A 25,297-nucleotide genomic window follows, 5' to 3' on the forward strand; every position below is an offset into this window, starting at 1 on the left:
TCGGCGAACGCCGGCGGACGACGCCGGACCCATCGCCGATCCGGGGTCTACTTCAGGCTGGCATCGATCAGATGCGTCGCGGCATCCGCCAAGTGCCGCACCGGGCCGTCCGCGCCGAATATCTGGCTGGATACATAAGCGCCTTCCAGCAGCAACTGCAGGCCATCACCCAGCGCTTCGGGGTCGCGCGCGCCCATCCGGCGCGCCAGGTCGACCAGGCGCCTGCGAACCGCCTGCTTGTTGACCACCGACACCTGGCGGGCCGGATGGTCTGGATCGGGGTATTCAATGCAGGCGTTGGTCAGGCCGCAGCCCCGGTATCCCGGCTGGCCGGACCGTTGCGCCAGCCCGGTGAAATAGGCCAGAATCTGCGCGCGCGGATCCCCGGGGTGGGCCTCGGCTGCCGCGTCGAAGCGGCGCCAGAATTCAAGCTCATAATCCCGCAAATAGGCGGCGGCCAACTCGTCCTTCGAGGCGAAACTGCGGTAGAGGCTGGGCTTGGTCACGCCCGCCTCGGCCACGATGGCGTCCACCCCCACCGCCCGAATGCCCTGATGATAGAACAGATCGCGCGCGCTGCTGCGGATGCGGTCGGCCGCGCGCGGCAACCCCGCCTTCGGCGCGCGCTTTCGGCTATCGGGTCGTAGTCCGGTTTGCGACGTTTTTTTCATGATTGCGCTTGACGATGTTACTGACCAGTACGTATTATAGATCACCCAGAACGTACCGGTCAGTAACATACCATGCCCTCCTCCGCACGTCCCGTGAACACCTCCCTGGTTTCCCGCCTGGGCCAGCGCTACGCCTTCGTCGTGGTCGGCGTCATCTTCTTCTGCCTGCTGTTCTCGGCCGGGCTGCGCGCCACGCCCAGCGTGCTTCTGGACCCCCTGCAGCAATCCTTCGGCTGGAGCCGCGCGACCATCTCGCTGGCGGCTGCCATCGGCATTTTCTTCTACGGCATGGTGGGGCCCTTCGCCGCCGCCGCCATGGACCATTTCGGCCTGCGCCGCGTGCTGCTGGGGGCGCTGATCGTCATGGCGGCGTCCTCCGCCGCCAGCGCCTACATGACCCAGACCTGGCACCTGATCGCCTTATGGGGCATTTTTTCGGGGATCGGCTCGGGCGCCGTGGCCACGGTGCTGGGCGCCACCATCGCCAATCGCTGGTTCGTCAAACACCGAGGCCTGGCCATGGGGATCCTCACCGCCAGCACCGCCACCGGCAACCTGATCTTCCTGCCCCTGCTGGCCGGGCTGGCTTCGTCCGGCGACTGGACACGGGCGGTCTGGGCCGTCGCCATCGCCATCGTGGTGATGGTGCCGCTGGTCTGGCTGCTGGTGCCCGGCCTGCCGGCCGACGTGGGCCTGCTGCCCTACGGCAGCGACCCGGCCGATCCGCCCGCGCCCGCCGCGCCGCGCACCGGCCTGATCGCCGCCACCTTCGGCGCGCTCAGGCGCGCCAGCCGCACCCGCGCCTTCTGGTTCCTGTTCGCCACCTTCTGGGTCTGCGGCTTCACCACCAACGGATTGGTGGGCACCCACCTCATCGCCATGTGCGGCGACCACGGCATCGCCCCGGTCCAGGCTGCGGGCCTGCTCGCGCTGATGGGCGTGTTCGATCTCGTCGGCACCACGGCCTCGGGCTGGCTGACCGACCGCTACGACCCGCGCAAGCTGCTCTTCGTCTACTACGGCCTGCGCGGCATCTCGCTGATGCTGCTGCCCTATACCGACTTCTCGCTCTACAGCCTGTCGATCTTCGCCGTGTTCTACGGCCTGGACTGGATCGCCACGGTGCCGCCCACGCTGCGCCTGGCCACCGACATCTTCGGCGACCGGGATGCGCCGGTCGTATTCGGCTGGATCGTCGCAGGCCACCAGATCGGCGCCGCCACAGCGGCCTGGATGGGCGGTTTCGTGCGCGAGGTGTCCGGCAGCTACCTGATGGCCTTCGTGCTCTCGGGCGCCACCGGCATCCTCGCCGCCGTCATCGCGCTGATGATCAAGCGGCGGCCTGCGACGGGAGAACTGGCGATGGCTTGAACAGGATGCCCTATACTTTTTTGCATCCACCCGACGGAGGGCCTCCGGAATGCAAAGACGAACCCTACTGGCCGCCACGCTGGCCGCGAGCATCGCGCTGACATCCGGAGCCCGGGCCGCCCCGCCCGAGGGCAAGGGGCAAGGCCACGGCGGCAACCCCCACGGCAAGGGAAACAAAGGCCAAGGCAACCCAGGCGGCAAATCGGGCAAAGGAAACCCGGACAAGACCGGACACGACGACCGGCGGGCCTCCTACGATTCGCACGGCCGGAATCGCAATTACTTCGACGATCAGCGGGACGATCACGGGCGCCTGCGCGGCGGCGATGCCTACACCGGCCTCATCTATGCGGGAATCACGGCGTCCCTGGCCCGCCGATACGCGACCGATTATGGCGCAGGCGGGTATGCGTCGCTGCCGCCCGGCATCCGCAAGAACCTCGCAAGAGGCAAGCCCCTGCCTCCGGGCATCGCCAAGAAACTCGTGCCGGGGCCGCTGCTGGGCCGCCTGCCCAGACATGACGGTTACGAGTGGCGCGTGGCCGGAACCGACCTGATTCTGATCGCCATCGGGACCGCCGTAGTGGCGGACATCCTATACGACGTATTCGACTGAGTCCGCTGATCGGCACGCCTACGGCCAGCCGCTGGATGGCCGACACGCCGCCCGGCGCCCGCCCGGGCCTCACCCGCCCAACAGTCCAGGGATAGTAAGATCATGGCCTCACACCATGGCCTGCCATGGCCAACCGGCACTCAGCAATCTAGCAAATGACAATACCTCGACAACGCGTAACGCTCCGATCCCTGGCGGCAGCGCTTGACGTGCACGTCTCGACGGTATCTCGCGTGCTGAACGGCACCCAGACCGAGGCGCGCAGCGCCGCCTCCCCCGAGATGATCCAGCGCATCCGCGAACTCGCGCAAAGCCTGAATTACCGCCCCAATCCCCAGGCGACCGGATTGAGGACCCGCAAGACACGAACCATCGGCGTACTCTTGCCGCGGCTGTCGGATCTGGTCGTCGCCACCATCTACGAAGGAATCGACGAAGCGGCCATGAATCACCGCTACTTCACCTTCGTGAGCAGTACGCTCGACGACCCGCAGCGCCAGATGCAGTTGGGCGAAACGGCGCTGGCCCGCAATGTCGAGGGCTTGATCGTCGGTGATGCCCGTACGGACACCCAGACATTCATCAACGAGCTCGCAGCACGCGACATCCCGCTGGTGCTGGTCAGCCGGCGGGCGCCCGGACATTGCTCGGTGACATGTGACGACCCCAAGGGCGGCTGGATCGCTGCGGAACACCTGCTCGGACAGGGTCACAGGGACATCGCGGTCCTGGCGGGCGAACCCTTCGCATCGACGGGCGTGGACCGGACGGCCGGCTTTCTCGCCTGCTGCGCGGCCCACGGGATTTCCATACCCGCCCAATGGATCGTCCACAGCCACTTCGACACTCAAAGCGGACGGCGGGCGGGGGATACGCTGTTGGCCTCGTCACGCAAACCGACCGCCATCTTCGCGGTGAACGATTTCCTCGCCATCGGATTGATGGGTGCGCTGCGCGATCACGGCATGCGCGCCGGAAAAGACGTTGCCGTGATCGGTTTCAACGACACTCCGCTTGCGGCGGAATTGCCCATCAGCCTGAGCTCCGTGCGTTCGCCCATGCGGGAGATGGGTTATCGCAGCCTGGAGCTGCTGCTGCAGAAACTCGACGGCGCGCAGCCCGAACCGGAACTCCTGGAACCCACGCTGATCGTTCGCGCCAGCAGCCAGCTCCGGACTTGACCTCCCTGCTTCAAACACGCTTGGCGGACCGGCCGGCTTGATGATGTCGAGATCGAAACCCAAACGTTAGGGTAAATACGGGATTGTTGTCGCGCTCCACGGTCTATAGAATTTTCACACCGCACTGACCAGACCCCACACACGCCACTGTCTGTTTTTTGCGTTTCCCAAAACCCAAACGTTAGGGTTAGAAAGCTTCAACACAAGCCGGCCTTCTCAACCCACTCTGTCCGGAGGAATCCATGAAACGCAACATACTCTTCGCGGCTGTACTGGGCGCCGCCCTTTGCGCCTCATCGCTCACTGCTGCCGCCAAGGATCTGCTCACCCAGATCAAGGAGAAAAAAGAGATCGTCATCGCAACGGAAGCGGCATACAAACCCTATGAATACATCGAGAACGGCAAGATCGTCGGATACGACAAGGATCTGCTGGATTTCGTCATGGAAGGCCTGCCGGGCGTCAAGCTGACGCAGATCGACGTGCCCTGGGCAAGCGTTCTGCCCGGACTGGCCGTGAAGAAATTCGACTTTGTCGTCACGGTCGTCGGCATCACTCGCGAACGCTACGACAATTTCGCCCTGACCTACCCCATCGGGGACGGCACCGTGGCCCTGCTGAAACGGGCGTCCGACAACACACTCGTCAAACCCGAGGACATCAATGGCCAGGTCGTGGGCTCCCAGGTCGGGTCGTCGCAACTGCGAGCCCTGCAGAAATACAACGAAAAGCAGATCAGCGAGGGCAAGCCCGGGGTGAAGGAAATCAAGGAATACGCCGCTTTCGATGAAGCCTACGCGGACCTTGCCGCAGGGCGGACAGCCGCCGTCGCCCAATCCATGTCCAGCCTGGCCGGCGTGGTCAAGGAACGGCCGGACACCTTCGTCATCATGACGCCCACTGTCGGACCGAAAGCCTACTTCTCATGGGTTGGCCGCAAGGACGCGGATAGCAAGCCGCTGGTCGACTTCTTCAACGAGCGGATCGCCCTGGCCAATACCAGCGGCAAGATGAAAGAGCTGCAGATGAAGTGGTTCGGGTTCGAAATGCCCGTGCCGACCCACGTCCCTGAACCCCTCGAAATCGACTAGACAGGGAAACCGGAGAAACCATGCTCTCAAGGCTGAACGACTATATCGCGCCGATGCTGGCCGGGGCCAGTGTCACGCTGATCATATGCATGGGGGCGATCCTGCTCGGCTTCATCGCCGGGGTCGCTCTCCACAGTCTCCGGAACACGGGCGCCAGCGGAGCCATCGCATTCAGCAATATCTATCTTGGATTCTTCCGGGGTACCCCGCTGCTGGTCCAGCTCCTGATGCTGTTCTACATTCCCATCGCGCTAGGCGTCGAACTCAATCCCTATGTGGCTGCCGTGATCGCGCTGGGATTGAACTCGGGCGCCTACCAATCCGAAATCCTGCGCGCCGGATTCCAAGGCATCCCCAAGGGGCAGGTCGAGGCGGCCGACAGCGTCGGCATCCCGCGCTGGAAAACGCTGTGGCACATCCAGATACCGCAAGTGCTGCGTCTCACCGTGCCACAGCTCGTGTCCGAGACCGCCGACATCATCAAAGCCTCGGCCATCGTATCCGTGATCACGGTCACTGACCTGTTGCGGGTCGGGCGCCAGATCGTCGCTTCAAACTACCGGCCCCTGGAAGTCTTCATCACCGTGGCCCTCGTCTATCTGGTCCTGATTTCGATCGTCCAACTCGTCGGCCGCTACATCGAAGCCCGATGGAGGACAAAGTCATGAACTTCGACCTGATTATCGGCAGTCTGCCCGCCTTCGGCCGGGGCGTGCTGTATACGATCGGCATCAGTCTCTCTTCCATCGCTCTGGGCGCCCTGCTCGGTTTCTCCATCCACGCCGCATACCGCAGGTTTCCGAAACAGCTCGGCATCCTCTATGAAACCTATATCTGGGTCATCCGGGGGACGCCCTTTCTGGCACAGCTGTTCATCGCGTACTACGGCCTGCCGGCCATCGGGGTGACACCGAGCGCCATGCAAGCCGCCGTCGCAACGCTGGCGATCTACGGCAGCGCCTACTTTGCCGAGATCTTCCGCGCCAGCTGGAACAGCATCCCCAAGGGCCACGCCGAAGCCGCCATCGCCTGCGGCATCCCGCCACTGGCCGTGTTCCTGAAGATCGAGATGCCACAGGCCGTACGCTACGCCATCCCGCTGCTGGTGAACCAGTCGATCGTCCTCATCAAGGAATCGTCCCTGGCGTCCATCATCACGGTGCCCGAACTGACGCTGACGGCCGGCAAGATCGTGGCGGAAACATACAGCTTCGTGGAGCCATACCTGTTGTTGGCCCTGACATACTGGGCTTTGACCTATCTCACCTCGATACTCGGTCGCCAGATCGAGAAATCCTTCAGCCGCTGACAAGGAGTGCAAAGTGTCCGAACTGATCATCCAGATGTCCGGCGTCGGGAAATTCTACGGCCCGCACCAGGCGTTATCCAATTTCGACCTACAGGTCAAAGCCTCGGAGGTCGTCACGTTGATCGGCCCCTCCGGCTCCGGCAAGACGACGGCCCTGCGCTGCATCAATTTCCTCGAAACCCATGACGAAGGGAGCATCAGGATCAAGGGCCAGGAAATCGGGTACGACACCGCCCCGGGCGGTGTGCGCATCCGGCAGAAGCCCAAGACGATCGCCCAAAGACGGCAGCCTACCGCCATGGTGTTCCAGCAATTCAACTTGTGGCCGCACATGACGGCGCTGGAAAACATCATGGCGCCCCTGATCCTGGCACGCAAGATGGATCGCCACACTGCGCGACAAGCCGCGCAGCGCGCGCTCACCCGCGTCGGCCTCGAAAACAAGGCATCGAGCTACCCCGAGAAGCTGAGCGGAGGACAACAACAGCGCGTCGGAATCGCCCGGGCGCTTTCCATCGAACCCGAAGTCATGCTGCTCGACGAACCTACGTCGGCGCTGGACCCCGAGCTGGTTGGCGAGGTGCTCAATGTCGTCAGCGAGCTCGTGAAGGAAGGGATGACGATGGTCATGGTGACCCACGAAATGAAATTCGCGCAAGAGGTCTCCACCAAGATTGTTTTCATGGAGGCGGGCCGCATCGTGGAAGCCGGCACTCCCGACATGCTGAGCAATCCCGGCTCCGCACGCCTGCAACAGTTCCTGGCGCCGCTGCACCGCGGCGCGCTTGCTCATTAACCCGTTCTACTCAAAGGAAAAGCCATGAACGAAAGCACTCAGTACCTGCCTCGCTGCTGCGAACGCGACAATGGCACGCCGGATACGTTCAACGACACCATCAAGTCGCCCATTGCGGCCGGAGGGCGTCCCGAACACGACAAACAGTATGTGGTGCCCGCGCGCCACGGCCGGGCCGTCAAGGTCATGGCCGGAGAAACCATCCGCATCATCAATACGCATGGGACTCAGGTCTGCGACATGTGGGTGTTCAAGCTGGACGATCTGAGCGAATATTTCTCCATCGAGCATACCCGCGGGGAGATTTCCCGGGTGAATCCGGAGCAAGGCGATGCGCTGCTCACCACTCGCCGGCGCCCCATCCTGGAATTCAGCGCCGATACCTCGCCCGGCATCCACGACACGCTCATCGCCGCCTGCAACGAAGAGCGCTACAAGAAGCTCGGCGTCGACGGCTATCACGATAATTGCACTGACAACCTGCGCCAGGCGCTGCTGGCCATCGGCCTTCGCACACGCGAAATTCCGCAGCCGCTGAATCTATGGATGAATATCCCGATTGCCAACAACAAGGCGGTCACCTTCGAACCCACCCTTTCCAAAGCGGGCGACTACGTGGAATTCAAGGCCGTCATGGATTGCGTGGTCGTGATGTCCGCGTGCCCCCAGGACCTTGTCGCCGTCAACAGCATGACGCCCATGGACGTCCATTTCAGAGTCCGGAAAACCTGAGGCGCAGTCCATCATGCTGCCACGTACCCAGTCCGCGTCCCAGCGGACGGCGGATGCCGGGCGAGGGATACCCGAAAAGGACCTCGCCACAGCATCCGCCGCCGCCCGGATATTGTCGGAAACGCTGGTTGAATCCGCCATCGACCTGAGGATATCGGATTTCGACACTGATTTCGCCAGCACGCTGCAGTTGCTCGCCGCCCCGCCCCTGTCCGGCGGCGGGGGCGCCGCACCATCAGGCGCCGCGCCCGCACGCTCCAGCGTGCAGGCCGTCCAGGCAGCCCTGGACGCAATCGCCTCCAGCCCGCTCGGCTCACTCGCCTGGCGTCATGTCGATGCGCAATCCGCGCTGCGCATTGCGCACGCGCAGGATGACGCTGCGACACGCGCAGCGCACGGCGCTTTGCAGGGTGTGGTGACCGGGATCAAGGATATGTTCGACCGAACCGAGCATGCCGCGCAATGGGGTTCGATCCTGCGTCGGGAAGCGCCTCGCGCCCGGGCCGACGCAACCGTCATAGCGCGACTGCGCGCCTCGGGCGCCATCCCCCTGGGCATGCTGCACATGGCGGAATTCGCCTTGTCGCCGACCGGCCTGAACGACCACCTGGGCCCGGGGCGCAACCCGCATGACACCGACCGCGTCTCCGGCGGCAGCTCGAGCGGTTGCGGCATGGCAGTGGGCGCGGGCCACGTCCCGCTGGCAATCGGCTCGGACACCGGCGGCTCCATTCGCCTGCCAGCAGCCTTTTGCGGTGTCTTCGGCCTAAAGCCCACCCAATACCGCATCAGCCGCGCCGGAGCAATGCCGCTGGCGCCTTCCCTGGATTGCATCGGGCCGCTGGCGCGCTCGGTGGAGCTCTGCGCAGCGGCCTTCACGGCCATGGCCGGCCCCGACCCGCTCGACCCTCAGTGCCTGGCCTGGCCGGCGCCGACCGGGCAATGGCAGACACTATCCGCCAGATCCCTGACCGTAGCCGTCCCGCAGCTGCCCGAGGATGCGCCAGTATCCGCGGATATGCGACGCGCCCTGCGGCATACCGCCGATCAGCTCAAAGACCGGGGCGTCACTTGCATTGCCACCGATCTACCCGACATGGCGCTGCTAGGCACGCTCTGCTCGATCCTCATGGGAACGGAATCGGCCGCCTTGCATCGCGCCACCCTCCACCAACACCCCGAGTCCTATGGAGGCCAGGTGCGACGCCGTATTTCACAAGGACTGTTCCTGGGCGCAGCCGACTACTATGACGCCCTGCGCCTGCGCGCACGGCTGTTGCGCCGTTTCGTTTCCGAAACCCTGTCGGGGGCCGATGCCTGTCTGCTGCCCGCAGCCCCCGGCATCGCCCCCCTGGTCAGCGATACCATTGCGCCCACGCAGGATCTCATTGTCTCCCAGGTGGCGTACTGGACCCGAGGCGCGAACTACCTCGGGGTGCCCGTACTGGCGGCGCCCGCCGGAACGGACGCGCTGCGCATGCCGCTAGGCGTGCAATTGCTTGGTCAACCGTTGGGGGAAGAATATCTGTTCGCGCTGGGCCGGTTGCTGGAAACCTGATCGGGCCGATCATCAGTACGACCAGCCCGGCATACTCCCGGAAATATGCCGGCCGCGGACGCCCATCAGATGTCCATGCGATCGCCAGATGCAAAAAGGCCGGTTTCAAAAACCGGCCTTTTTGCTGGATGCCCGGGGGGGTTGCAGGCGGATCAGACCCCGCCCATGCACAAATACTTCATGACCAGATAGTCGTCCAGCCCGTGGGCCGACCCTTCACGCCCCAGCCCGGACTGCTTGACCCCGCCGAATGGCGCGGCGGGATTGGAGATCACACCCACGTTGACCCCCACCATGCCATATTCCAAGGCCTCGGAAACCCGCCAGATGCGGCCGATATCGCGGCTGTAGAAATAGGCCGCCAGACCATACTCGGTGGCATTGGCCAGCTGGACAGCCTCGGCGTCGTCCTTGAAGCGGAACAGCGGCGCCACCGGCCCGAAAGTTTCTTCCTTCGCGCACTTCATGCCGGCGCTCACATCCGCCAGGATGGTGGGCTCGAAATAAGTGCCCCCCAGCGCATGCGGCTTGCCTCCGGCCAGGACACGGGCGCCCTTGCTGACGGCATCCTCTACATGCGCAGTGACCTTGGCCAGGGCCGCCTCGTCGATCAGAGGACCTTGATCGACGCCCTCATCCATGCCATTGCCCACCTTCAGCTTGGCGACCGCCACCGCCAAGCGGCGGGCGAACTCGTCGTAAACACCATCCTGCACATAAATGCGATTCGCGCAGACGCAGGTCTGTCCGGTATTGCGGTACTTGCACACCATCGCGCCTTCGACGGCAGCGTCCAGATCAGCGTCGTCGAACACAATGAAGGGCGCATTCCCGCCCAGTTCCAGGGACAGTTTCTTGATCGTCGGCGCGCACTGGGCATACAACAGACGCCCGACCTCGGTCGAGCCGGTAAAGCTCAATTTGCGCACGATGGGATTGCCGGTCATCTCGCCGCCAATCGCCTCGGCATCGCCGGTAATGACCGAAAACACCCCGGCCGGCACACCCGCCTTTTCCGCCAGGACCGCCAGCGCCAAAGCGGAAAACGGGGTTTCCGGCGCCGGCTTGACGACGATGGGGCACCCGGCGGCCAAGGCGGCGGCAGCCTTGCGGGTAATCATGGACGACGGAAAATTCCACGGCGTGATCGCGGCGCATACGCCAATGGGCTCCCGCACCACCACAATCCGCCGATCGCCGGCCGGCCCCGGAATCACTTCCCCATAGGCCCGCTTGCCCTCCTCGGCATACCACTCGAAATAGCCAGCCCCATAGGCGACTTCTCCGCGCGACTCGGCCAGCGGCTTGCCCTGCTCGGCGGTCATCAAACGGGCCAGATCTTCCGTATTGTCGATCATCAGTTGATACCAGGCCCGCAGAATTCCGGCACGGCGCGCCGCAGGCAACGCCCGCCAAGCGGGCCAGGCAGCCTGTGCGGCCTCGATGGCCTCCCGGGTCTGGGCAGCACCCATGACAGGCACGGCCCCGAGCGTCTCGCCCGTCGCCGGATTATGGACCGGCTCCGTCCGGCCATCCGGCGCATCACACCAGCGACCATTGATGTAGCACTGCTGTCGCAGCAGTTCGGGATCACTCAGTTGCAGCATCTCATCACCTCGTTGAATACCAGTCATCCGCTTACCCTCCGCCTGGACGGCCTCGCTTCCGATTATGAACCTCTGGGCAGAGCCCGCGGACTTGCCTCTCACTGATCCAGCACGATGCAATCGCGCAACCCGGAACCGGAAGCCAGGTGGTCAAAGCCCTCGTTGACCCGGTCCAGGGTGAAAGCCTCACCCAACAGTTTATCGACAGGCAATCTGCCTGCCTTGTACAAATCAATATAACGGGCGATATCCACCGAAGGCACGCCCGAACCCAGATAACTGCCGCGGATGTCGCGCTCCTCGCCGACCATCTGAGACAGCGGCAGGGCAAATGCCGATTTCGGATGCGGCAGGCCCGACGTAATGGTCATGCCGCCGCGCCGGGTCAGTTTATAGGCGGTTTCAAAGGGCCGCACACCACCAGCGGTATCGTAACCGCAGTCGACCGGCCCGCCAGCCGCCTCCAGCAGTTCGGCATCCGACTGGATGTTCTTGGGGTTGACCGCGTGCGTGGCCCCCAGGGTCTTGGCCAGCTTCAGCTTGTCCTCGTCCAGCTCGACCGCGACCACCCGGCGCGCGCCGGCCGCCACTGCGGCCAGCAGGCCGCTCAGGCCGACGCCCCCCAGCCCGATGATGGCCATGGAATCGCCCGCCCTGATCTGCGCGCGATTGATGACCGCGCCCGCGCCCGTCAAGACGGCGCAGCCGAACAAGGCCGCCTCCCGATGAGAAAGATCACGGTGGACCTTCACCAGGGACCGGCGGGAAATAACGGCATAATCGGCAAAGCAGGACACCCCCAAATGATGGTTCAAGGCCTCCTTGCCGGCATGAAGGCGCCGCTCTCCGCCGAGCAGAACCCCCTGCGTATTGGCCTTCGCCCCGGGCTCGCACAAAGCCGGGCGGCCGGACATGCAGGGCTCGCAGCACCCGCAGCTGGGCACGAAGACCGTGACCACATGATCGCCGGGCCGCAGGTCGTCCACCCCTGCGCCGACCTCGACCACCTCCCCGGAAGACTCATGCCCCAACACCATGGGCAGCCCGCGCGGGCGGTCGCCGTTGATGACCGACAGGTCCGAGTGGCAAAGGCCGGCCACCTTGACCTTCACCAGCACCTCGCCGAATCCGGGCGGATCCAGTTCCACTTCGGATACCTGCAAGGGTCGACTTTGAGCATAGGGGGCCGGAAGCCCCATCTCACGCAGAACGGCGGCGCGCATTTTCATGATGCATATTCGACTTGGTCTGAGCCTGAACGCCGCCCGCGAAGACCAGCGCCGTCGCCGCCAGTGCGGCAAACAACCCTCTGCAGGTACTTGGCATGTCGTCTCCTGGCGGATGAAGAGAGATTTCTCTCTTTTTTGGAAATTCGATATAATGAACGCTGTAGATTACATCGAACGAAGTACATCTTATCGATCCGCATTCTGGGCGTCAACACGCTAAATCTCAGGGAAATCCCTCATTTCCAAGACTTGTCGGTAGGGACGGCAACAGATCAAATACGGCCCGACCCCCTCGTTTGCACAGAGCACAAGGACGCAACTTCATGGCTGAGAAACTCGCCGCTCCCGCTGTAGGCCGCGCCACGGCCATCCTGGATCTCATCGCCCGAACCGGATCGCCCCAATCCCTGGCCGATCTGACCCACGCGCTGCAACTGCCCAAGAGCAGCCTGCACGGACTTTGCGCCACACTGGAACAGCTGAATCTGCTGACGCGGCTGGAAAGCGGTCAAGTCACACTGGGGCCGCACGTGATGATGTGGGCCAATGCGTTCCTGGCCCACATCGACATCACGCAGGAATTTTTCGCTTCCTGGGACGAGATGCGGGTACTACCCGAGGAAACCATCACCCTGTCGGTCAGAGACGGCCGGGAAGTGGCCTACATTGCCTGCCGCAACGGCAGCCGGCCGTTGGGCTACACGTTCCGCACCGGGATGAGAATCCCGGCCGTCTATACGGCCACCGGGCTCGCCATGCTGAGCACCCTGCCCGATCAAGGCGTGCGCAAGCTGTTCGATCGCTCGTCGGGCGAATGGCCCGCCCCGCTGACGGTCAAGGGGCTGCGCAATCTGGAAGAGCTCCTGCAGGAACTGCACGCAGTGCGCCAACGCGGCTATTCCATCGACCGCGAAGGCGTTCGCGAGGGCATGTACTGTTTTGGCGCGCCGGTCTTCGACTCCCACAACCCGGAAGCCGTGGCAGGGGTGGCGGTCAGCATTCTCGCCAACGAAGTCGACGGAAAACTGGAAGAAGGGGCCGGCCAGGCAATGCGCCGACTTGCAGACCGCCTGTCGGAAAGGCTGGGGGGGCTGATGAATAGTCAGAATGCCTGGCACAACCGGGCAACCCGCGCCTGAACAGGCGCCGGCCGGAATGGCATCGCTCAGTTCCGGCCGGCTGAACGGCTGAGATATCGGGACACCGCCTCGAAGGCGGGTATGGTCACCGGATCGTTCGCGGCATTGCCCGCAACCGGATTCGACGCATAGCGCACGATCACGACCTCCGCGCCCGGGTTGATATATATTCTTTGCCCATGCACGCCGCGCGCCATGAAAGCGCCGCTGTCATTGTGCGTCACCCACCACATGTCGCGGTAACTCCAGCCCTGCAGCAACGGATACCCGCCCCGGGCAAACGCCTGCCTGTCGCCGCCCCGGCGGATGTCGTCAACCACCGCCCTGGGCACGATCTGCTGGCCGTTGAACCGTCCCTCGTTGCGCATCATCTCCCCGAAGCGCGCCAGATCGCGCAGCCCCGTATTCAAGCCGCCGCCGGCAAACGGCGTGCCGATCGAATCGACCGTCATATAGGCATCCTGCTCGGCCCCGAGGCGGCTCCAGATACGCTCGGACAGCAACTCGGCGACGTTGCGGCCGGTCACCCGGGCCATCACCCAGCCCAGCACATCGGTATTGACGGTCTTGTAGCCAAAGCCATCGCCGTGCCGCCCCCTTGGCCGCACGGTCTGCAGGAACTCGTAGTAGCTGCGCGGGCCGGCATAGCCTGCCGGTTTCGGCAACGGGCTGCCGGCCAGGGCGTGCGCCCACACTTCGGCATCCGGGTCCGAGTAATCCTCGCTGTAATCAAGCCCCGTCGTCATGTCGAGCACCTGGCGCACAGTGGCGTCGCCGAACGCCGACCGGGCGAGTTCCGGCACGTAGTAGGCAATCGGCTTCGCGGCATCGAGCCGGCCCTCGGCCACCAGCATGGCGCCCAGCGTGCCAATGACCGACTTGGTCACGGACATGGCGGCGTGCTGGCCGTCATCCTTGAACACGCCGAAATAGCGCTCGTACACAATACGCCCGCGGTGCAGGACGATGATGCCGTCGGTGTAATTCGCCGCGAGAGAGTCTTTCCACGTCATGGACCGGGTGGCGCCGATCGGCACGAAGCGTACCGCATCGATGCCGGCTTGCGCCGCGCGAGGCAGCGCCACCGGCGCGCCCAAGCCGCGCGAGACGTTGATCGTGGGCATCAGTTGCCGAAAATTCGACACGCTCCAGCGCAAAGCGGGGAACTGGAAGTAGCTGCCGTCCTCGAAACGCACGATCCTGTCTTCAGGAGGCGGCGAACCGACCATCCAGCCCAGCGCCGCCGGGTCGCTGGCGGCCGCATCCGGCACGGCGGAAGCCCCCGGGCCCGACGCGTGCACGGCGGGCGCCGCCATCGCAAGCGGCAGGAGGCATGCCTGAACGACGATCATGCAGGCAACACGCCAAAATGAAGGACAGCGTCTGATCATTTTTTGCGCACTCAGGTGAAGCAACCGGTTCACCGGACATACCGGCGACTTCCCATTATGGCATCCGGCCCTTTCATCCAACCATCCGGGCCGGCCCCTGCAGGCGGGCCCGGGATCGCGGGCAAAAAGAAAGGACCTGGATTTTCATCCAGGTCCTTGGTATTTCTGGTGGGCTGTGAGTGACTCGAACACTCGACCGACGGATTAAGAGTCCGCTGCTCTACCAACTGAGCTAACAGCCCTTCGCAAGTTTTGCGAAGAACGAAACTATACACCCATTTCCGGCACGGCGCAAAATCGCGGGGCGCAGCGCGCGATCCATGGCGGCATCCCCATCAAACAGACAGGATGCCGTAGCGCGCCATCAGATCGCCTGGGCCAGCCGGGCGGCCAGCCCGATGTAATTGCGCGGCGTCATGGCCAGCAGGCGGGCCTTGGGCTCCGCAGGCAGATCCAGGCCGGTGATGAATTCGCGCAGGGCGTCCTGGGTGATGCCCTTGCCGCGCGTCAGGGCCTTGAGCTGTTCATAAGGCTGCGGCAGGCCGTAGCGGCGCATCACGGTCTGCACCGGTTCGGCCAGGATTTCCCAGCAGGCGTCGATGTCGGCATCGATGGCGGCGGCGTTCAGTTCCAGCTTGCCCAGACCGCGCAGGCAGGCATCGTAGGCCACCAGGCTATAGCCCAGGGCGACGCCCAGATTGCGCAGCACCGTGGAATCCGTCAGGTCGCGCTGCCAGCGCGATACCGGCAGTTTTTCCGACAGATGGCGCAGCATGGCGTTGGCCAGACCCAGGTTGCCTTCGGAATTCTCGAAGTCGATGGGGTTGACCTTGTGCGGCATGGTGGATGAGCCCACCTCGCCGTCCTTCAGGCGCTGCTTGAAATAGCCCAGCGACACATAGCCCCAGATATCCCGGTTCAGGTCCAGCAGGATGGTATTGGCGCGGGCGATGGCGTCGAACAGCGCGGCCATCCAGTCGTGCGGTTCGATCTGGATCGAGTACGGATTCTGGGTCAGGCCCAGACCGCCCAGCACCCCGCCGGCGAAAGCGGGCCAGTCGACGTCCGGATACGCGGCCAGGTGGGCGTTGTAGTTGCCGGTGGCGCCGTTCATCTTCGCCAGGGGCTGCACGGCGCGGATGGCGTCCAGGGCGCGATCCAGGCGGGCGACCACGTTGGCGAATTCCTTGCCCATGGTGCTGGGAGTCGCCGGCTGGCCGTGCGTGCGCGACAACAGGGGCTGGTCCGCATGCTGACGCGCCAATTCGCGCAAACGCGCCGTCACGGATTCCAGCGCCGGCACGACCGCCTGTGAGCGCGCCCGGCCCAGCATCAGGGCGTGCGAGGTGTTGTTGATGTCTTCCGAGGTGCAGGAAAAGTGGATGAATTCAGCGGCCTGCGACAGTTCCGCATCATCGGCCACCTGTTCCTTCAGCCAGTATTCCACCGCCTTGACGTCGTGATTGGTGGTGCGTTCGATGGCCTTGATGCGAGCGGCATCGCTTTCGGAAAAATCCCGCACCAGCGCCTGCAGCCGCGCCCGCGCAGCCGGGGAAAACGCGGACAATTCCGGCAGACCGGCATCCGACAGGCCGATCAGCCAGGCGATTTCGACCTCGACGCGATGCGCCATGAAACCGGCTTCCGACAGAAAGGGTCGCAGGGAATCGGCTTTTGCCGCATAGCGCCCGTCCAGGGGCGACAGCGCATTCAAGGCGCTCAGGGTGGAATCGATCTGCATGTTGAACAATGAATGATGGGCCGGCCAGCGGCCTGGAGGAAAGCCGGCAGCCTGGCTGACGGGTCAGGGGATTCTCTGGACAAGCCGCAGCGCACGCTTATCGCCCGACTTGTCCAGAGGATCCCAAGCTGCGATTCTAACATTCGCCCTCGGTGTCAAGGCTTTGGGCGGATATACCACACCTGCCGGCCCAATCCGCCCAAAAACGGGCTCCGACGGACCTCGCCGCCGGATCAAGGGCCCAGCCCTGATATACTTTTTGAGCCTTAGACTACCCCCGGTTTGCCATGAGATTGATCGGTTCCCTGACCAGCCCCTACGTCCGCAAAGTCCGGATCGTGCTGGCAGAGAAAAAACTCGACTACGAACTGGTTTTGGACGACCCCTGGTCGGCCAACACGCAGACCACCGACTTTAACCCCCTGGGCAAAGTCCCCTGTCTGATCCTGGACGAGAACGAAGCCCTGTTCGATTCGCGCGTGATCGTCGAATACCTGGACACGCTCTCGCCGGTCGGGCGCCTGATTCCGCCTCCGGGCCGCGAACGGGTCGCCGTCAAACGCTGGGAAGCCACGGCCGACGGCATCATGGACGCCGCGAGCAGCATGATCATGGAAAGCCGCCGCCCGCAAGAGCAGCAAAGCACCGCCTGGGTGGAGCGCCAGCAAGGCAAGATCTACGCGGCGCTGGACTACATGAACAGCCTGCTGGGCGAACAACCCTATTGCACAGGGGTCAACCTGTGCCTGGCGGACATCGCCGTGGGCGCGGCCCTGGGCTACCTGGACTTCCGCAACCCCAACCTGAACTGGCGGGCCCGCCACGCCAACCTGGCCCGGCTGGCCGAGAAACTGGACGCCCGGCCCTCCTTCGTGTCGACGCGGCCCCCTGCCGCCTGATTCCGCCCGACGCAGAAAAGCATCAGGCCCCGCAAGGGGCCTGATGCTTTTCCAAGCCGCGCACGCCGATCGGACGCTAAGCGATCACGCCGCCGCCCAGGCAGACGTCGCCGTCATACAGCACCGCCGACTGCCCCGGAGTGACCGCCCACTGGTTTTCCCCGAACGACAGCTCGAAAGCCCGGGCATCGCGCACCGCCAGCGAGCACGCCGCATCGGTCTGGCGATAGCGGGTCTTGGCCCCATACGCGCCGGGCGCGGGAGGTTCGCCCGCCACCCAACTGGCGTCCTGGGCGGTCAGCGTCGGCGTCAACAGCCAGGGATGATCATGGCCCTGCACGACGTACAGGACATTGCCGGCCAGATCCTTGCGCGCCACATACCAGGCGTCGGCCGTGCCGTCGTCGCGCTGGGCGCCCCGCACCCCGCCGATGCCCAGGCCCTTGCGCTGGCCCAGCGTGTAGAAGGCCAACCCCTGGTGCTGCCCCAGCACCCGGCCTTCCGGGGTCTGCATGGGGCCCGGCCGGGTGGGCAGGTACCGGTTCAGGAATTCCCGAAAAGGCCGTTCGCCGATGAAGCAGATGCCGGTGGAATCCTTTTTGGCCGCATTGGGCAGGCCGATCTCGCGGGCGATGCGACGGACCTCCGTCTTGCGGATTTCCCCCAGGGGAAAGACCGTGCGGGCCAGTTGCGCCTGATTCAGCCGGTGCAGGAAATAGCTTTGGTCCTTGCTGGCGTCGACGGCCTTCAGCAACTGGGTGCGCAAGCCATCCGCCGTTTGCACGCGTCGCACCCGGGCGTAATGACCGGTGGCGATATAGTCGGCCCCCAGGCCCATGGCATGATCCAGGAAGGCCTTGAATTTGATTTCCGCATTGCACAGCACGTCGGGATTGGGCGTGCGGCCGGCGGAATATTCCCGCAGGAATTCGGCGAAGACCCGATCCTTGTATTCGGCGGCGAAATTGACGGCCTCGATATCGACCCCGACCACGTCGGCCACGCTGGCCGCATCCAGCCAGTCCTGGCGCGACGAACAGTATTCGCTGTCATCGTCGTCCTCCCAGTTCTTCATGAACAGGCCGATGACCTGATAGCCCTGCTGCTTCAGCAGCCAGGCCGTGACGGAGGAATCCACCCCGCCCGACATCCCCACGACGATCCGCGCCCCAGGCGCGGGCATGGCGCCTGCCGGCTTGCCCGCATCAACCATGCATCGCCTCGTCCACGGTTTCGATCCAGTGCCGCACCGGGGTGTCCGTGCCGCTTTGCAAATGGCAGATGCAGCCGATGTTCGACGACACGATGGTGTCGGGCAGGGTCTCCTGGATGGCCTGCAGTTTGCGGTCCCGCAAGGATTTGGACAACACCGGCTGGGTGATGGAGTAGGTGCCGGCCGACCCGCAGCACAGATGCGCGTCGTCGAAGGCCTGCAGATCGAAGCCCAGATCCGCCAGCAGGCGTTCGGTCAGCGGACGCAGGCCCTGCCAATGCTGCAGGGTACAGGGCGGGTGAAAGGCGCTGCGGCCTGGCTCCCGGCGCATTTTCGCGCGCACGTCCGCCGCCAGCGGCGCCAGGAACTCGGCTACGTCCTTCACGTAGGGCATCAGCCGCGCGGCACGCTCGGCATAGGCCGGATCATGCTGCAGGTGATGGGCGTAGTCCTTGATCATGCCCCCGCACCCCGACGCATTGACCACCACCGCTTCGACCTGGCCGGATTCCAGCAGGGGCAGCCAGGCGTCCACGTTCGCCCGCATCTGCTGGCGGGCGGCCTCCTGGGCATCCAGGTGGAAGTTGATGGCGCCGCAGCAGCCGGACCCCGCAGCGAAACGCGCGCCCACCCCGACAGCATCCAGCACGCGCTGCGTGGCGGCATCGATGGATGGCATCATGGCGGGCTGCACGCAGTTGCTGAGCATCAGCACCTGGCGGGCGTGGCGCTGCGCCTGGACAGGCAGGGCCCCGGCCGGCCGCGCCACGGCGATCTTGCCTTGCAGGACAGCCGGCAGGATGGGGCGGACCCAGCGGCCCAGGTGGTACAGGGGGCCGAAGGCCGGCGACAGCATCAAACGCCGCAAGGCATTGCGCAACACGCGCTGATGCCAGGGGCGCTCGACCCGCTCGCTGACCAGTTGGCGGCCGATATCCACCAATTTCCCGTATTCCACGCCGGAAGGACACGTGGTTTCACAGTTGCGGCACGTCAGACAGCGATCCAGGTGCTGCTGGGTGACGTAGGTGGGCTGGACGCCTTCCAGCACCTGCTTGATCTGGTAGATGCGACCGCGCGGACTGTCAAGCTCGTCTCCCAGGATCTGATAGGTGGGGCAGGTCGCCAGACAAAAGCCGCAGTGAACGCAACGACGCAGGATCGCATCGGCCTCCTGGCCGATATCCGTGCCTTGCGCCCACTCGGCAAGTTGGGTTTGCATGATGAATCCTTAGAATTCCTGCACCAGGCGGCGCGGGTTGAAGACGCTGCTGGGATCGAATTCCTGTTTCAGCCGCCGGTGGATCTGCATCACGCCGGCCGCCAGGGGATGGAAGGTCGCCACGTCGCGGGACACCCCGCCGCGATGGTACAGGCAGGCGGAACCGCCCAAGGCCTGCACCCGGGCGCGCAAAGCCGCGCCATCCTGGTCGCCGGCCAGCCAGCGCAGGCCGCCGCCCCATTCGTGCAGCGTCGGCCCCAGGTCCAGGGCAGGGACGCGCGGCGGCAGGCTCAAGCGCCACAGGGGCCGTTGATGGAAGAAAACATGGGTCTGGTCGCGCAGGCCCAGCCAGAACGCCTGGGCCTGATCGTCGGGCAAGGCGTCGCCGCCGACGGCCTCCTGTCCCTGGCGCACAGCCGATTCATTGCCCGACAGGCGGACCAGCAAGCGCCCCGCCCCGGCTGTGTCGCCCGGCACCCAGGCCGTGGCCGACACAGGCAGCGGCCGCGCCCGCCACTGCAGGCACTGGCGCAAAGCGCCCGCCTCGTCCAATTCCAGCACCCGGGTGGCCTCGCTGCGAGGCCGGGGCACGACCTTGATGGAGATTTCCACCAGGGCGCCCAGCACCCCCAGCGACCCGGCCAGCAGGCGGGACACGTCGTAGCCGGCCACGTTCTTCATGACCTCGCCGCCAAAGCGCAGCACATTGCCATCGGCATTGAGCAGACGCGTCCCCAGGACGAAATCCGCCAGAGCGCCCGCTGCCATCCGGCGCGGGCCCGACAAACCGGCCGACACGCAGCCGCCCAGAGTGCCCGCAGCCCCGAAACGCGGAGGCTCGAAGGCCAGCATCTGGCCCTGCTCGGCCAGCAGCGCTTCAATCTGCGCCAGGGGTGTGCCCGCCCGGGCGGTCAGGACGAGTTCGGACGGTTCATAGCCGATCACACCGTGATAGGCGGACAGGTCAAGCCAGCCGGGCGTATCGCCGTCGGACATCGGCTCGCCATAGAACAGGCGGGTGCCGCCCCCACGGATCATGAGGGGCCTTTTGGCGGCTCGCGCCGTGACCACCTGTTCACTCAGTTCAGACAGGACGAATTCCATAGGGCCACTTCAGAAACGGGGAATATCGGGAAAGCGCAGCTCGCCCTGATGCACATGCATTTTTCCATATTCGGCGCATCGCACCAGCGTGGGAATCAGCTTCAGGGGATTGAGCAGGCCGTAGGGGTCGAAGGCGCGCTTGAAGGCCGAGAAGGCATCCAGTTCCTCGCGGGAAAACTGCGTGCACATCTGGTTGATCTTTTCAAGGCCCACGCCATGTTCCCCCGTGATGGTGCCGCCGACCTCGACGCAGAGTTCCAGGATGGCGGCGCCGAAGGCTTCGGCGCGCTCGACCTCGTCGGGCTGATTGGCATCGAACAGGATCAGCGGGTGCAGATTGCCGTCCCCGGCATGGAAGACGTTCGAACAGCGCAGGCCGAATTGCGTTTCCATCTGCGCGATGGCGCCCAGCACGCGCCCCAGATGGCGGCGCGGAATGGTGCCGTCCATGCAATAGTAGTCGGGCGAAATGCGCCCGGCGGCCGGAAAGGCGTTCTTGCGTCCGGCCCAGAACTTCAGGCGCTCGGCTTCGGACTCGGACACCTGCAGGCGAGTGGCGCCGACCTCGCGCAGCAAGTGTTCGACCCGGCCGATTTCCTCGGCCACTTCGTCGGGCGTGCCATCGGATTCGCACAGCAGAATGGCCTCGGCGTCCAGGTCGTAGCCGGCCTGCACGAAAGGTTCGACCATATGCACGGATCGCTTGTCCATCAGCTCCAGCCCTGCCGGAATGATGCCGTCGGCGATCACCCGCGTGACGCCCTGCCCGGCCAGCTCGACGCTGGGAAAGCTGGCCATCACCACCCGGGCCAGCTGCGGGCGCGGAATCAGGCGCACGGTGACTTCGGTCACCAGGCCCAGCATGCCTTCGGACCCGATGAAGGACTGCAGCAGGTTCAAGCCCGGCGCATCGGGGGCCTCGCCGCCCAGCTCGATGACCTCGCCCTCGATCGTGACCACGCGCACCCGCAAGACGTTGTGCACGGTCAGGCCGTATTTCAGGCAATGCACGCCGCCGGAATTTTCGGCGACGTTGCCGCCGATCGAACAGGCGATCTGGCTGGACGGGTCGGGCGCATAGTACAGGCCGTGCGGCGCGGCGGCTTCGGAAATCGCCAGATTGCGCACCCCGGGGCCGACCACGGCCGTACAGGATTGCGGATCCAGGCGCACGATGCGGTTCAGCTTGGCCAGGCCGATCACCACACCCTGCGGATGCGGGGTCGCGCCCCCGGACAGGCCGGTGCCCGACCCGCGGGGGACGATCGGCATATTGTGTTCGCGGCAAGCCTTCACCAGCGCGATGACCTGGGCCTCGGTTTCGGGCAGCACGACGACCGGCGGCAATTCGCGGTACAGGGACAGCCCGTCGCATTCGTAGACGCGGGTCTGATCCACGCGGGTCAGGATGCAGCGGGCCGGCAGATCGGCCCCGATGCGGGCCAGGAAACCGGGGAAATCCGGCACGATGGCTTGCGATGCGGCTGCCGGGGAAGCGACGTCCATGAAAGATCCTTTGGGTTCAGGCCGATGGCGGCAGCATTTTGCCCGGGTTGAGGATATCGTGCGGATCCAGCGCGGCCTTCAGAGACCTCATGAGGTCCAGGGCGTCGGCGCCATGTTCCGCCTGCATGAAGACCTGCTTGTGCAGGCCGATGCCATGTTCGCCGGTGCACGTGCCTTCCATGGCGATGGCGCGCTCCACCAGGCGATGATTGAGCTGTTCGGACTCCGCCCATTCGGCGGGGTTGTCAGGATCCAGCAACATCAGGACGTGGAAATTGCCGTCTCCGACGTGACCGACGATGGTGTAGGGAAACGACGCCCGATCCAGTTCCCGGGCGGTTTCGCCCACGCATTCGGCGAGCCGGGAAATGGGCACGCAGACGTCCGTGGTGCTGGACCGGCATCCGGGCCGCAGTCCCAGACCGGCAAAATAGGCATTGTGCCGCGCCGTCCACAGGCGACTGCGGTCCTCGGGGCGTTCCGCCCAGTCGAAATCCTGCCCGCCGTGTTCGCGCGTGATCTGCTGGACGGATTCGGCCTGTTCCCGCACGGCGGCGGGGCTGCCGTGGAATTCGAACAGGAGCAGCGGCGATTCGCGCAGCGTCAGGTGGCTGTAGCGGTTGGTCGCGCGCACCGCCCCGGCATCCATGAATTCGACCCGGGCCACCGGAATGCCCATCTGGATGACGTCGATGACGCTGCGCACGGCGGAATCCAGATCGGAGAAATTGCAGATGGCTGCCGAGATGGCTTCCGGCTGGGGATACAGGCGCACGGTGACTTCCACGATGATGCCCAGCGTGCCCTCGCTGCCCACGAACAGGCGCGTCAGGTCGTAGCCGGCGGAGGACTTCCGCGCCCGGTTGGCGGTTTCGATCACACGGCCATCCGCGGTCACGACCTTCAGCGACATCACATTTTCGCGCATGGTGCCGTAACGCACGGCATTGGTGCCCGAGGCCCGGGTCGCCGACATGCCGCCCAGGCTGGCATCCGCCCCCGGATCGATGGGAAAGAACAGGCCGGTGTCCCGCAGCGATTCATTCAGCTGTTTGCGTGTAACCCCCGCCTGCACCGTGGCCGTGAAGTCTTCCGCGTGGACCTTCAGGATGCGGTTCATGCCGGACAGATCCAGGCAGACCCCGCCTTGGACAGCCAGCAGGTGGCCCTCCAGAGAGGACCCGGCGCCATAGGGAATCAAGGCAATGCCATGAGCATGGCAGTGCCGCGCCACCCAGGCGACATCATCCACCGACTGGGCGAATACCACCACGTCGGGCAGCATGGGGGGGTACGGCGATTCATCGCGGCCATGGTGCTCGCGCACAGGCTGCGCGGTCGAGCAGCGCTCGCCGAAATGATCTTGCAAGGCGGCCACAAAGCCGGCCGGCAAAGGACGCGGCTGCGGCTCAAACGACGTGATGTCCATCATCGATCCTGAAAACTGCGGATAAGCCCCGGCGGCCGGGAGCCGGCCGGGCGTGGATCAGGCGGCGCTGCCGACCGATTCGGAACGCGCCCGAGCCAGTCGCTGGCGGCGCGCCTGAACGGCAGCGGCCAGGCGTTCCAGAAGCGACACCGACACGTCCCAATCCACGCAGCCGTCGGTAATGCTCTGACCATACACCAAGGGGCGGCCCGCGACCAGATCCTGGCGCCCGCCGACCAGATGGCTTTCGATCATGACGCCGAACAGGCGCGCGTCACCGCCTTCGACCTGATGGCAGATGTCTTCGATGACTTCCGGTTGGCGGGTGTAGTCCTTATGGCTGTTGGCGTGGCTGGCGTCGACCATGACGCGCTGGCGCATGCCGGCCTTTTCCAGAGCCTCGGCCGCCGCCTGCACGAATTCAGCCTGATAGTTGGGCGTCTTGCCGCCGCGCAGGATCACGTGACAGTCCTCGTTGCCGCGCGTGGCCACGATGGCCGAATGGCCGCCTTTGGTCACCGACAGGAAATAATGGGAATTGGATGCGGCCTTCAAGGCGTCGATGGCGATGCGCGTATCCCCCGTGGTGCCGTTCTTGAAGCCCACCGGGCAGGACAGCCCCGACGCCAGTTCGCGATGCACCTGGCTTTCCGTGGTGCGGGCGCCGATGGCCCCCCAGGACACCAGATCGGCAATGTATTGCGGCGTGATCATGTCCAGAAATTCGCAGCCGGCGGGCAGCCCCAGGGCATTGACGTCGATCAGCAGTTCACGCGCGGTGCGCAGGCCCTGGTTGATGTCGAAGCTGCCATCCAGGCCGGGATCGTTGATCAGCCCCTTCCAGCCCACCGTGGTGCGCGGCTTTTCGAAATACACCCGCATGATGATCTGCAGATCGGCTGAAAACCGCTGACGCTGTTCGTTCAGCCGCCGGGCATATTCCATCGCCGCCTGCGTGTCATGAATGGAGCAGGGTCCGATCACCACCACCAGCCGGTCGTCCCGTCCCGCCAACACCTCGTGGATGGCGTGCCGTGCGTCATGCACCGTGCGCGAAATGTCCGGCGTGCAGGGAAACTCGCGCATGACATGCGCGGGCGGGGCCAGCTCGCGGATTTCTCGGATGCGAATATCATCGGTATTGTGTGACACGGTCTTGCTCCAATCATGAATCCGGGGCCCGGGGCGACAACAAAAAAGCCGCCTGGCAGCGCCGGCGGCTTTTGGGGAATTTGTTGACTACCTGAATGTACAGCGATTCCCTTCCTCCACCAGCGGCGTTGGAAACGTAAAAAAATAAAAGAAATACGGGATCGCGTGCATTCGTTAATCCTAGCACAGCGAAAAGAGGCAGGCAAGGACCGTGGCGGCCAGCGCCCGGATGCCCTCGCGCAACCGGTGCGGAGCCGGCCCGCCCTGAAACCCGGACCCGGATCATCCGCCCTCAAGCCTCCATTAATTCATTCCTCATGAATTGATTAGTACACTAATC

22 protein-coding genes and 1 tRNA gene are annotated in these 25,297 nt (G+C 64.7%); 11 read left to right on the plus strand and 12 right to left on the minus strand.

Annotation, left to right across the window (positions count from 1 at the left end):
• Positions 1–47 precede the first annotated feature (47 nt).
• Entirely contained in the window at positions 48–671 is a 624-nt protein-coding gene (locus WBG56_RS13330; RefSeq protein ID WP_424269102.1) for a TetR/AcrR family transcriptional regulator, read from the minus strand.
• Positions 672–743: 72 nt separating this feature from the next.
• Here WBG56_RS13330 and WBG56_RS13335 point away from each other — a divergent pair, with 72 nt between their 5' ends.
• The 9 genes from WBG56_RS13335 to WBG56_RS13375 all read left to right on the plus strand — a co-directional run bounded on the left by WBG56_RS13335 (position 744) and on the right by WBG56_RS13375 (position 9,325).
• Positions 744–2,042, plus strand: a complete 1,299-nt coding sequence (locus WBG56_RS13335) for an MFS transporter (protein WP_424269104.1) — start codon at positions 744–746, stop codon at positions 2,040–2,042.
• A 49-nt stretch (positions 2,043–2,091) separates the two neighbouring features.
• Entirely contained in the window at positions 2,092–2,658 is a 567-nt protein-coding gene (locus WBG56_RS13340; protein WP_424269106.1) for an anti-virulence regulator CigR family protein, read from the plus strand.
• Between the two features lie 155 nt (positions 2,659–2,813).
• Positions 2,814–3,839, plus strand: a complete 1,026-nt coding sequence (locus WBG56_RS13345) for a LacI family DNA-binding transcriptional regulator (RefSeq protein WP_424269108.1) — start codon at positions 2,814–2,816, stop codon at positions 3,837–3,839.
• Positions 3,840–4,081: 242 nt separating this feature from the next.
• Positions 4,082–4,930 carry a transporter substrate-binding domain-containing protein gene (locus WBG56_RS13350; RefSeq protein WP_424269110.1) on the plus strand — a complete coding sequence of 283 codons (849 nt, stop codon included), beginning with the start codon at positions 4,082–4,084 and terminating at the stop codon, positions 4,928–4,930.
• A 20-nt stretch (positions 4,931–4,950) separates the two neighbouring features.
• Entirely contained in the window at positions 4,951–5,598 is a 648-nt protein-coding gene (locus WBG56_RS13355) for an amino acid ABC transporter permease (RefSeq protein ID WP_424269112.1), read from the plus strand.
• Positions 5,595–6,239 carry an amino acid ABC transporter permease gene (locus WBG56_RS13360; RefSeq protein WP_424269114.1) on the plus strand — a complete coding sequence of 215 codons (645 nt, stop codon included), beginning with the start codon at positions 5,595–5,597 and terminating at the stop codon, positions 6,237–6,239. Before WBG56_RS13355 ends, WBG56_RS13360 begins: the two co-directional genes overlap by 4 nt.
• Positions 6,240–6,252: 13 nt before the next feature.
• Positions 6,253–7,035: an amino acid ABC transporter ATP-binding protein gene (locus WBG56_RS13365; protein WP_424269116.1), complete on the plus strand. Its 783-nt coding sequence runs from the start codon at positions 6,253–6,255 to the stop codon at positions 7,033–7,035.
• Positions 7,036–7,059: 24 nt separating this feature from the next.
• Positions 7,060–7,767 carry a DUF1989 domain-containing protein gene (locus tag WBG56_RS13370; RefSeq protein ID WP_424269118.1) on the plus strand — a complete coding sequence of 236 codons (708 nt, stop codon included), beginning with the start codon at positions 7,060–7,062 and terminating at the stop codon, positions 7,765–7,767.
• Between the two features lie 13 nt (positions 7,768–7,780).
• Positions 7,781–9,325 (plus strand): amidase, encoded by a 1,545-nt coding sequence (locus WBG56_RS13375; RefSeq protein ID WP_424269120.1) that lies wholly within the window; start codon positions 7,781–7,783, stop codon positions 9,323–9,325.
• A 152-nt stretch (positions 9,326–9,477) separates the two neighbouring features.
• On the opposite strand, the gene WBG56_RS13380 is transcribed toward WBG56_RS13375, so the two are convergent.
• Together WBG56_RS13380 and WBG56_RS13385 are read right to left on the minus strand one after the other, a co-directional pair.
• On the minus strand, positions 9,478–10,932 hold the full coding sequence (locus tag WBG56_RS13380) for an NAD-dependent succinate-semialdehyde dehydrogenase (RefSeq protein ID WP_424269122.1): 1,455 nt from the start codon (positions 10,930–10,932) through the stop codon (positions 9,478–9,480).
• A gap of 98 nt (positions 10,933–11,030) precedes the next feature.
• On the minus strand, positions 11,031–12,161 hold the full coding sequence (locus tag WBG56_RS13385; RefSeq protein WP_424269124.1) for a zinc-dependent alcohol dehydrogenase family protein: 1,131 nt from the start codon (positions 12,159–12,161) through the stop codon (positions 11,031–11,033).
• Positions 12,162–12,484: 323 nt separating this feature from the next.
• Between WBG56_RS13385 and WBG56_RS13390 the strand changes: the two genes are divergently transcribed.
• Positions 12,485–13,300 (plus strand): IclR family transcriptional regulator, encoded by an 816-nt coding sequence (locus WBG56_RS13390; protein WP_424269126.1) that lies wholly within the window; start codon positions 12,485–12,487, stop codon positions 13,298–13,300.
• A gap of 26 nt (positions 13,301–13,326) precedes the next feature.
• Here the strand turns inward: WBG56_RS13390 and WBG56_RS13395 are convergent, their stop codons facing one another.
• From WBG56_RS13395 to purB, 3 genes are all read right to left on the minus strand, one after another.
• Complete coding sequence (locus WBG56_RS13395; RefSeq protein ID WP_424269212.1) at positions 13,327–14,616, minus strand: serine hydrolase domain-containing protein; 1,290 nt, start codon at positions 14,614–14,616, stop codon at positions 13,327–13,329.
• 241 nt (positions 14,617–14,857) lie between these two features.
• Positions 14,858–14,933, minus strand: a tRNA-Lys gene (locus tag WBG56_RS13400).
• A 122-nt stretch (positions 14,934–15,055) separates the two neighbouring features.
• Positions 15,056–16,432: an adenylosuccinate lyase gene (gene purB, locus WBG56_RS13405; RefSeq protein WP_424269128.1), complete on the minus strand. Its 1,377-nt coding sequence runs from the start codon at positions 16,430–16,432 to the stop codon at positions 15,056–15,058.
• A 287-nt stretch (positions 16,433–16,719) separates the two neighbouring features.
• Here purB and WBG56_RS13410 point away from each other — a divergent pair, with 287 nt between their 5' ends.
• On the plus strand, positions 16,720–17,331 hold the full coding sequence (locus tag WBG56_RS13410; RefSeq protein ID WP_424269130.1) for a glutathione S-transferase: 612 nt from the start codon (positions 16,720–16,722) through the stop codon (positions 17,329–17,331).
• Between the two features lie 76 nt (positions 17,332–17,407).
• On the opposite strand, the gene mnmA is transcribed toward WBG56_RS13410, so the two are convergent.
• The 6 genes from mnmA to aroG are packed head-to-tail and all read right to left on the minus strand — an operon-like array spanning position 17,408 to position 24,957.
• Entirely contained in the window at positions 17,408–18,514 is a 1,107-nt protein-coding gene (gene mnmA / locus WBG56_RS13415; protein WP_424269214.1) for a tRNA 2-thiouridine(34) synthase MnmA, read from the minus strand.
• A 22-nt stretch (positions 18,515–18,536) separates the two neighbouring features.
• A complete protein-coding gene (gene glcF, locus WBG56_RS13420; protein ID WP_424269132.1) occupies positions 18,537–19,766 on the minus strand; it encodes a glycolate oxidase subunit GlcF in 1,230 nt (409 codons plus the stop codon).
• 9 nt (positions 19,767–19,775) lie between these two features.
• A complete protein-coding gene (gene glcE / locus WBG56_RS13425) occupies positions 19,776–20,870 on the minus strand; it encodes a glycolate oxidase subunit GlcE (RefSeq protein ID WP_424269134.1) in 1,095 nt (364 codons plus the stop codon).
• 9 nt (positions 20,871–20,879) lie between these two features.
• Positions 20,880–22,376: an FAD-linked oxidase C-terminal domain-containing protein gene (locus WBG56_RS13430; RefSeq protein WP_424269136.1), complete on the minus strand. Its 1,497-nt coding sequence runs from the start codon at positions 22,374–22,376 to the stop codon at positions 20,880–20,882.
• A gap of 16 nt (positions 22,377–22,392) precedes the next feature.
• Positions 22,393–23,808 (minus strand): FAD-binding oxidoreductase, encoded by a 1,416-nt coding sequence (locus tag WBG56_RS13435; protein ID WP_424269138.1) that lies wholly within the window; start codon positions 23,806–23,808, stop codon positions 22,393–22,395.
• Between the two features lie 54 nt (positions 23,809–23,862).
• Complete coding sequence (gene aroG / locus WBG56_RS13440) at positions 23,863–24,957, minus strand: 3-deoxy-7-phosphoheptulonate synthase AroG (protein WP_424269140.1); 1,095 nt, start codon at positions 24,955–24,957, stop codon at positions 23,863–23,865.
• Between the last annotated feature and the right edge of the window lie 340 nt (positions 24,958–25,297).

This window comes from Castellaniella sp. (genome assembly GCF_049671645.1).
Lineage (GTDB): Bacteria > Pseudomonadota > Gammaproteobacteria > Burkholderiales > Burkholderiaceae_B > Castellaniella.